Origin of the sequence: Lacrimispora algidixylanolytica (assembly GCF_003609635.1) — a bacterium.
GTDB classification, from domain to species: domain Bacteria; phylum Bacillota; class Clostridia; order Lachnospirales; family Lachnospiraceae; genus Lacrimispora; species Lacrimispora algidixylanolytica.
On record NZ_MCIA01000021.1, the window covers coordinates 1 to 9,853 of the forward strand.

4 protein-coding genes are annotated in these 9,853 nt (G+C 27.4%); all 4 read left to right on the plus strand.

From position 1 onward, the window contains the following. The first annotated feature begins 244 nt into the window (after window positions 1–244). The 4 genes from BET01_RS12260 (at window position 245) to BET01_RS12275 (ending at window position 9,828) form a co-directional block, all read left to right on the plus strand. Window positions 245–898: a 4'-phosphopantetheinyl transferase family protein gene (locus BET01_RS12260; RefSeq protein ID WP_158585046.1), complete on the plus strand. Its 654-nt coding sequence runs from the start codon at window positions 245–247 to the stop codon at window positions 896–898. A 392-nt stretch (window positions 899–1,290) separates the two neighbouring features. After that, window positions 1,291–1,986, plus strand: coding sequence for a thioesterase II family protein (locus BET01_RS12265; protein ID WP_120197114.1), 696 nt, complete (start codon window positions 1,291–1,293; stop codon window positions 1,984–1,986). A 17-nt stretch (window positions 1,987–2,003) separates the two neighbouring features. Then, the gene (locus tag BET01_RS12270) at window positions 2,004–6,473 is read left to right on the plus strand and encodes a non-ribosomal peptide synthetase (protein ID WP_120197115.1); all 4,470 of its coding nucleotides are present in this window, start codon (window positions 2,004–2,006) and stop codon (window positions 6,471–6,473) included. A 277-nt stretch (window positions 6,474–6,750) separates the two neighbouring features. Further along, window positions 6,751–9,828, plus strand: coding sequence for a cyclic peptide export ABC transporter (locus BET01_RS12275; RefSeq protein WP_120197116.1), 3,078 nt, complete (start codon window positions 6,751–6,753; stop codon window positions 9,826–9,828). The last annotated feature ends 25 nt before the right edge of the window (window positions 9,829–9,853 follow it).

Genomic DNA, 9,853 nt, shown 5'->3' on the forward strand with positions numbered 1-9,853 from the left:
TGTTTAAAAGATTTTATCAACCATATAAGTTATAAATTAAATAAAGACGAATTATAAAAAAATAGTAAGACTTATTTCCCAATAAAAATAGATTTGGTAAAGTTGTAATAGAGACTAATAAGTTATATGCAATAATATAAAAAAGTAGTATAGTATTATTAGAGTTAGCCATATAGAAATAAATTATCTTGAGAGTCAGTGAAGATTTCTATAGCATTTATATATGATGGGGAAGGAAGTTTTTATGGATAGTTATATAATGTTTTTGGAAGATGATGTTTTTGATATGAAAGATTCTTTGATTTCACATATATCTTTTGAAAAGCAAGAGAAGATTAGACGTTATTATTTTGAAATTGATAAGAAGTTATCGTTTTATGCTGAATTAATGATACGTTTGGCACTTTCAAAATTATTAAAACTTCCACCACAAAAATTTAGACTGACAACTACGAAAAATGGAAAACCTTTTGTAATAGATTATCCAAATGCTTATTTTAATGTATCACATTCTAAAAATGCTATACTTTGCTCTATCAGTAATACCGGAAACGTTGGAGTTGATATTGAACAAATAAGTAAAATGTCAGAGGATTTAATTCCATATATTAGTCATCCTAAAGAAATGAATTATCTGAGTTCACTTCATCAAGAAATACAAAATTATGCATTTTACAAAATATGGACGCGTAAGGAAGCATTTGTAAAAAGAAATGGATTAGGAATCTGCCAAGATCTAACATCTATAAATACTCTTGTAAATGGAGACATTTATCAGTATTTTACCTGGAAAGAAGAAAACTATTTATGCTCTATTTGTTGTGATAAAAACGAGAAAAACATTAAATACTATGTTACTGAAGATATTATAAGAAAATATATGTATTCGTTTGTTTGAAATAATTACACTTTTTTGTAAGTGTATAAACAAAGAGTAGAATTGAGAAAAAAATTTTTTGATACTAAAAATCAATAAACAATTATGGAGAAAGAGTATTGTTCTATTAATTAATAATAATTTATATTTAAACTTTCATTGAAATAATAAAAATTTTTATTACTGATGTAAATAAATAAATTAAAATAATAATAAACTATCTTTTTGAATGAAAATTACATATAATGAATATAAAAATAATAGGCAGTAAATGTTAATTATGAGATTCTTAATTGATAGATATTTTTTATAATTAAATAAATGTTAGATTTTATAATACAATATTTATTTAATAAAAGATATGATATTATATTTTTTATTAATCATAAGATAAAGTAGGGGTGGTAAAAATAATGAAATTGTTTTGTATACCATATGCTGGGGGATCAGAGACTATTTTTTATAGTTGGAGAAAATATTTAGGGCATTCAATTGAATTGGTTCCTATACAATTAAAAGGTAGAGGAAGAAGATTTAGTGAATCTTTATACAAAAGTGTAGAAGAAGCAGTAGATGATATATTCGTTAATATCAAAGACAAAATAGTAGATGATGATTTTTGTATATATGGTCATAGTATGGGAAGCCTTTTAGCATATGAACTATATTATAAACTAAGTGATGGAGATTTTAAATTGCCTAAACATATCTTTTTTTCAGGACATAAAGCACCTAGTAAGATGTTACATAACAGAACTATTTTAGAACTTTCTGATAATGATTTTATAAACTATATAACAAAGTTCGGTGGAATGTCTGAAGAAATACTAGATTATCAAGAATTACTACAAATATTTCTTCCTGTAATTAAGAATGATATTAGAATACTTGACAATTATAATTATGAGGAGAAATTAGCGAGAATTAATTGTGATGTTTCGATTTTTTATGGTAAAAAAGATGATATTAGTATGGAAGATATCTTAGCTTGGAAGAATCATGTATGTAAGAGTATTGAGCTTTATTCGTTTGAGGGAAATCACTTTTTTATCAATGATAACATAGAATACATTACTAATATTATAAGCACGATTTTAGAAAGGTACTAAGTAAGGGGGGGGTTTTTGTGAATTATATAGAAAAATATTACTATAAATTAACTCATCCACAAAAAAGAGTTTGGTATGTAGACAAAATAAATTCGGGCTCATCCATTCATAATATTGGTGGCTGTTTGTTTATTGATAAGTATATTAATTTTGAAATAATGAGCAAGACGCTTAATATTATTATAAAAGAAAATCCGGAATTAAGAATTAGGTTTACGGTGAAAAATGGAGAACCAGTTCAATATATTCATGATTTTCTTGAAGAAGACATGGAATTTGTAGACTTTTCGAACTATAAGAATCCAGAGTTAGAGCAGAAGATTTGGGCAGAAGAAATATTTAAAATACATTTTTTACTGGAGGATAGTCAGTTATATAGATTAAAAATATTTAAAATAAGCAAAATTAAGTATGGTGTATTATTAACTATTCACCATATAATAGCGGATGGATGGTCTATAAGCCTTTTAGAACAGAAAATTTGTGAAGTATATAATAAATTAATAAAGGGAGAGTCGGTAAGTTTTTGCAAGAACTATTCTTATTTGGATTTTGTAGAGGATGAAAACAAGTATTTATCTTCTTATAGATTTGAGAAAAACAAAAAATTCTGGATTGAAAAATTCATTGATTCACCGAGAGATTTTTTGTATAAATCAACGAATAGTATAGAAGGTGATAGAGCGTCCTATAGCATAAATGAAAGAATGACATCAGGAATTAAAAAATTCTTAGTTGAAAATAAATGCTCCTTAAATACATTTTTTATTATGATTATACTTATATATATATATAAAATTAGTAATAAAAAGGATATAATCATTGGCGTTCCAGTATCTAATAGAATCGGAAAGCAAAAACAAGTAATAGGGATGTTTACAAGTACAATGCCATTTAGATTTATTGTAGATTATGAGCTTAAAATAGGAGAGCTAGTTGGTGTAATAAAAAAAGAATTGGGCATGTGTTTTTTTAATCAAAAATATCCATATGATTTATTACTTAAAGATTTGAATATAAATAGTGCGGGATATGACAGCTTATTTAATATATCCGTTAATTATTACAATTCTCAGTTTGTAAATGAAATTGATGGGAAGTCTACAAAAATCGAGGAATATTATAATGGAAACCAAAGCTATTCTTTACAATTGGTTATTAAAGAATGGGATAATAATAGAATTACAATAAATTTTGACTATAAAATATGTGAGTATTCAAAGGCTGAAATACATACGATGCTTGTATATATATCAAACATCATTCAAGAAATATTAGCAAATCCGAACATTAAAGTTAAGAATATTGAAATGCTTAGTAAGAATGAAATCGATTACAAATTGTTTCAAGTAAATGAAACATTTACTCTCTATCCGGCAAAGACTGTCAGCGAGCTATTTGAAGAAGAGGCTATAGCTAATCCGAATAGAATTGCATTAGAATTTAATGACAAGTTGATGTCTTATCAGGAGCTTAATAAGAAGTCTAATCAATTAGCTAAATATCTAATGATAAATGGAATAAAGAATAACTCTGTAATAGGAATTATTGCAAGTCATTCTATGGAATTAATAATAGGAATGCTAGGAATCATGAAGGCAGGAGGCGCTTATGTACCAATAGATCCTAATCTTCCTGCCGAGCGTGTAAACTATATGCTTGAAGATTCAGGATGTCACATACTACTAACTAATATGGAACTTCATAAAGAAACTGATTTTGTGGGAATTATTACAAATTTAAGTGGATTTAAATATGAATTGTATAGTAGCAGCACTTTTATTAAACCAGATGTTCCGTTAGATAATTTAGCTTACATTATTTATACGTCCGGATCGACAGGTAAACCTAAGGGAGTAATGATTGAACATAGGGGATTGACTAATTATATTTGGTGGGCTGCTAGAATGTATTTAAAAGACAAAAATGAAGTTATGCCATTATATTCATCAATTTCATTTGACCTAACCGTGACTTCAATATATACACCATTAATTTCTGGAAATCGTATTATAGTTTATGATTCGGATGAGACAGAGTTTATACTATATAAAATTTTGAGAGAAAATAAGATATCTGTGTTAAAACTAACACCGGCGCACCTAGTATTATTAAAAGATAGTGATAATAGTAAGAGTAGAATAAAAAGATTAATTGTTGGAGGTGATGATTTAAAAACAAATGTCGCTGATAACATTTACAACAGTTTTGGAAAGAAAGTAGAAATATATAATGAATATGGACCTACAGAAACAGTTGTGGGCTGTATGATATATAAATATACCCAAGAAACAAGTAACAATATGTCAGTACCAATTGGTTATCCAATAGATAACGTTCAAGTGTATGTATTAAACAGTGAGTTAAGTGTAGTACCTACTGGTATGGTAGGTGAATTGTATATTTCAGGTGACGGTGTGGCTAGAGGATACTTTAATAGCAGTAGTTTAACTTACGAAAAATTCATTGCTAACCCATTTATTAAAGGGAAAAAAATGTATAGAACTGGAGATGCAGCAAGGTATCTTGAAAAAGGTTGTATTATTTATGAAGGTAGAATTGATAATCAGGTAAAAATTAGAGGACATCGTATCGAACTTGGCGAAATAGAAGGACGTTTGATAGAGAATGAATATATACAGGATGCCGCTGTATTATACAGGCAAGACATGATTAAAGATAATGTACTAATTGCTTATGTAGTATGCAAAAAGAACATACTTGATTTAGAGATTCGAATATGGTTAAGAAAATTTTTACCTAGTTATATGATTCCATCATATTTTGTTTTTTTAGATAACTTACCATTAACAGCAAACGGTAAGATTGACCACAACTTACTTCCAATCCCTCAAATTGATAATGAATGTCCAAATCAACATTTCTCTAATACGGAAAAAATGTTTGCAATAGTGCTGAAAGAATTTCTGGGAGTTAATGATGTAAATATGAAAGATAATTATTATCAGTTAGGAGGGGATTCAATTAAAGCCATACAGATTTCTTCGAAACTTAAATCATTAGGATTGGATTTAATGGTAAAAGATATATTAGGCCTTGACACTATTGAAGAGACGGCTAGCAGAATAAAATATAATAATAGTGCAAATTTTATCGACCAGAATATATGCGAAGGTAATTTTAATGTCTTGCCGATTGTAAAGTGGTTTTTTAATCAAAAATTTATTAACGAGAGTATTTATAATCAATACTTACGTCTGAATGTAAAGAATATTGATATTGATAAGATGGGTTCGATTATTAATAAGTTAATTGAACATCATGACGGGCTAAGAGTAAATTATAATAGAGAATTGGGAATGCTTTATTACAATAATCAATACTTAACTGAGAAAAAAACACTCCGTTATTTAGATTTATCAAAGCATTCCTATGATGATCAAGTTAATGAAATCAATAAGTATAAATTGTGTAAGTTTGATATTGAAAATTCGTTGTTATTTAAATTTATTGTATTTGACTTAGGCAATAGCACTTACAGTTTATTGTTTGTTTCTCATCATCTAGTAATTGATGGTATTTCATGGCGAATAATTGTTAGCGATTTTAATACTCTACTGAATCAAGTATTAAATGGTCAGGAGTTCACATTACCAATGAAAACAAATTCGTTAAAAGATTGGTCGGACCAACTAATTCATTATAGTAAGAAAAATTATAACGTTGAAATAGGGTATTGGGAGAATATATTAAAAAGAACAAATTCTTATTCTATGCATTTAGTTGATAACATTGAAAAAGTAAAAGGTACATCTGTGTTAAGTGAACTAGTAGATGAAAAAACTACAAATGGTTTAATAAAAACAGTAAACGAAATTTATGGCACAGATTTTAGTGATACATTACTTATTGCTATGATTCTCGCCATAAATAAAGTAACTGGTAATGAGCAAGTAATATTAGAGTTAGAAAAGCATGGAAGGGAAAATATTATTGAGAGTATTGATATTTCCAGAACTATTGGCTGGTTTACTAATATATTTCCAGCATTTTTTGAGGTAAATTATGAAGAAATGGACTGTAATATAAAATCTATTAAAGAACAAATTAGAAAAATACCTAATAATGGTTTTGATTTTAGCATACTCAGTTATGAAAAAAATGAGTTTAGTTATAAAAGTGATAAACTTATACGCTTTAATTACTTAGGTGATTTAGATAACATTATTGATAAAAATATTATAAATTTTGATTTTGGCCTGGGAATGGATGAAAAAAATCATGTATCTTGTTTAATGGATATTGCAATTATGGTGGTTAATAAAAAAATCAGAATAGATATTACTTATAATAATGGTTTAAAATACGAAATAGTAAGAGACTTTTGCCAAGACTATATAAAGATTATGGGCTTAATTTTAGAAGAGAGTAACAATAAGTGTGTAAAAGAATTAACTCCGTCAGATTTTGATGTGGCTAATATTTCGCAAGAAGATTTAGATAGTTTGTTCACTTTGGGAAACTAAGAGTGGTTAGAGAATAGGACAGGCTTACATGCTATGATTATGGGAAATAGTATAGGAAAGTTTAAATGCTGTTGGCAATCTGTTATTTAATTCTTAAACGTAGGTATGCTATCTTTTGAGGCGTAAAACTTGTAAGTAATGCATAGTGCTATATATTTTAAAGTAGCCAAATTATTTAAGAAGAAATAGTGGCATTACACAAGAAGGAATGGTGTTAAATAAAGTTAATTCTTGGTAAATTCATAGTTGCCAAATTGGTTTTAAGGGGGATTGAGTTTTGAAAAAATTATATAAATTTATGATTTTTATATTTGTCTTTATTTGCACAATTCTAATTTTATTGAATAATAACGTTTTTGGATATTCTAATAATAATGATGATTGCTTTGATGACGGCGAAGAAAAAAAAATAGAGGAACTTATTTACGAAGAGATGAATGCAGCTAAGATTCCCGGAATGGCAGTAGCTATAGTTAGTGGTGATAAAACAATTTATCAAAACACTTTCGGGTATGCAGAATTAGAAAAGAAGAAGCCAATAACTTCTAAATCGCTGTTTGAAATAGGTTCTAATACTAAAGCTTTTACTGCTTTAGGCATTTTACAATTACATGAGAGTGGATTAATTGACTTAAATGATACCGTAAATAAGTATATCCCGTGGTTCAAAGTAAAATACAAAGGAAAAGTTGCAACGATTACTATCGAAGAATTACTTCATCATACAAGTGGTATTCCATTTAATTGTATTGACAAAATACCAATATCCGATGCTGATAGTGCCATTGAAGAAACTGTAAAAAATATAAACAATATTGAATTAGATAGTCAACCAGGCTTTGAGTTTCAATATTCATCAGTAAATTATGATGTTCTAGGTTTTATAATCCAGAATGTTACAGAGACTAGTTATGAAAGCTATATTGAAGAAAATGTATTAAAACCTATGGGGTTACAAAACACATCTTTAAATGCAAGTCAATTTTCATCAAAAAATATTGTTGAAGGATATAAAATTAGTTATTTGGTACCTCGCGTTTATAATGCACCTATATATCGAGGAAATAAGCCAGCTGGATACATAGTATCTAATATTGAAGATATGGAAAAGTGGTTAAAAATACAAATGGGTTCACTTGATAAATCAAAGTTTAACTTCGATTTAATTAAAGAGTCACATTTACCCAACTACAAAATCAAACCACTGAAAGATGGTTCTACTTATGCAGCAGGCTGGTTTGTTTCTCGAAATGAGGAGACATTTTTTCATGGAGGAAATAATCCGAATTTTTCTTCATATATTCTTTTCAGACCAAAAGAACAGTTAGGAATTGTTATACTCAGCAATATTAATTCTACATATACCTCAATTATTGCAAACGAAATAGATAATTTACTTAATAAAAGTGATAAATATTATGATACTAAAGATTTAAATATGACTGTAGATATAATTTCGCTTATACTTATAACAATTGAAATTATAGATATTATTTTGGTTTTGAGTTTAATTATAAGAATAATACTAGAAATACGTAATAATAGAAGAAGATTGTATTCTAGTGGATTAAAAGATGTTTTTAAGATTTTTTCTTCAATACTATTTGTGATGGGCATATTTTATTGTATATATAAAATACCATATGTTTTTTATAAAGGTGTTTCATGGGAATTTCTTTTTGTTTGGTTGCCTGTTAGCATACAATCAGTACTATTTTTATTAATTATATGTATATTATTGACAAATTTTTATTTGCTATTAATTACATTTTATAGAAAAAACAAACGTCTCCCACTAATATTATTATCATTTCTGAGCATTATTAGTGGATTTGGTAATGCGCTCGTAATTTTTATTATTAATTTATCTCTTAAATGTAGTAATAGTATGAAAATAAATTTATTTATGTTATTTATGATAGGTTTAATTTTTTATGTATATGGTCAAAAATTAATGAGAGAATGTTTGATAAATTATACAAACGATATAGTGTATACAAAAAGGCTAGAAATAGTTAGAAATATATTATTAATACCTCTAAATAAATTTGAAAATATTCAAAAGGAAAAAATAAAATCTTCGTTAATTAATGATACAGAGATAATAAGCAAATATGCTAATATTCTAATTAGTGGTCTTACGAGTTCAGTTACATTAATATTTTGTTTTTTATATTTAGCATTTATTGATTTTAATGCTTTTATACTATCAAATTTAATAATGATAATAATTGCTTATATATATTATTATGCTGGAAAGTATGCCAATGTAATAGAAGAGCAATCTAGAGATATACAGAATTTATTTTATAAATTTGTTAGCGATTTAATAAATGGTTTTAAAGAACTGAGTCTTAATGAAAAGAAAAAAAATGATTTTATAATTGATATAGAAAATTGTTGTATAAAATACAGAAAAAAAAGGAGGCAGTCGGCATTAGCATTTGCAAATGTACTAATAATGGGGGAGCTATTATTTACTTTAGCAATAGGTGCTATTGCGTTGGTTTTTCCGTTAATTATTGATGGATTGTCAAGCGAAAATGTATCAAGCTATGTATTTATTTTGCTCTATATGACAGGACCGGTACATGGCATATTACATATGATTCCTGAAAGTATAGAAGTGAGAGTAAGCATGAATAGAATTGATGTGTTGTTAAGTCAACTTTCATTTTCAAGTGATTGTGAAACGAATAATGCATGCATAATAGAAGGGGATAAAATCCTAAGGCTAAATGAGGTGGAGTATATCTATAATATAAAAGATGAAGGTGGTTTTAAGTTAGGACCGATTAGCTATGAGTTTAAACCTGGTGAAATAGTATTTATTACAGGTGGAAATGGTAGTGGTAAATCAACTTTAGCTAAAGTAATAACGGGTCTATATACTCCCAGTAAAGGTGATTTGTACTTAAACGATGTGCATGTAACAGCAAATTTACTAACAAGTAGTTGTTCTGCTATTTTTAGCGATTATCATCTGTTTGATGCACTCTATGGTATAGATTATTCTTCGAAAGAAGAAGATATTAGATGGTGTTTAGAAGTTCTAGATCTTGATAAAAAGGTTAGTATAGAAAAAGGAAGGTTTAGTACTACAAAATTATCAACTGGTCAAAGAAAACGGCTTGCTTTACTAGTTTCTTATTTAGAAGATAGACCTATTTATCTGTTTGATGAATGGGCAGCTGATCAGGATCCTGAGTTTAGATACTTCTTCTACAAATTCTTACTTCCCGCTTTTAAAAAGAGAAAAAAATGTATTATTGTTATAACGCATGATGAATCTTACTTTAACTGTGCAGATAAATTAATTAAAATGGAATTGGGTAAAGTATGTGATGTTGAATAAAAAAAGTATATACAACGAAAGAGAG